Source organism: Amycolatopsis sp. lyj-346 (assembly GCF_046548975.1).
GTDB lineage: Bacteria > Actinomycetota > Actinomycetes > Mycobacteriales > Pseudonocardiaceae > Amycolatopsis.
This window is the reverse complement of record NZ_JAJPWT010000069.1, coordinates 1-580: the sequence shown is the minus strand read 5'-3', so window position 1 is coordinate 580 and position 580 is coordinate 1. Positions and strand designations below refer to the sequence as shown.

Annotated in this window: 1 protein-coding gene; it reads right to left on the bottom strand. The window is 56.2% G+C overall.

Annotation, left to right across the window (positions count from 1 at the left end):
• A partial coding sequence (locus ACLJQE_RS44730; protein ID WP_410645932.1) for a hypothetical protein occupies window positions 1–580 on the bottom strand: 580 nt, incomplete at both ends.

Below are 580 nucleotides of genomic sequence, written 5' to 3'. Positions count from 1 at the left end.
AATAATAACACGTAAACGCCCCTCGTCGTCGCGTTCAGTTTGCGCGTTATCAATTCGGCCCGTTGTCTGGTTAACAATAACAACGCTATCGCTACCCGAACCGCCTTTGTCCTCGCCCATAATCTGGCGCATTTGCTGTGCGGTACGGACGCGGGACGCACCCGCCGGCATAATAACCTCGGCTTTACCGCGTTCGGCAATAGTAGAGGCTTGACCGGCGGCTAAGTTACCACCCTGTTCACGCGCCGAACGAATCTTGCCAACGTTAGCAAGACCGGCGGCCGTGATTGCAGCGGCGGCGGCGATGCCTAGCGCGGGGCCAACTACGGGAATCGTAGCCAATGATGCATAGGCTGCCGTTGCGCCCTTGTACGTTTCGATAATGGTCTGCGTAATGGCGGCGGCTTTGTACAGAGCGTTACCTTCGCCCAATGACGTTTTAAGCGCGCTAGTAACGTCTCCAAGCGTTCCGGTGTAACTGTCGAGTCTTTGCTTGTCTGCGTCTTCCGCAATCGCTTCGCGGGCTTTCTGGTACTTATCCTCTGCGACTAGCCCCGCGTCGTAGAACTTTTGCAGCTTG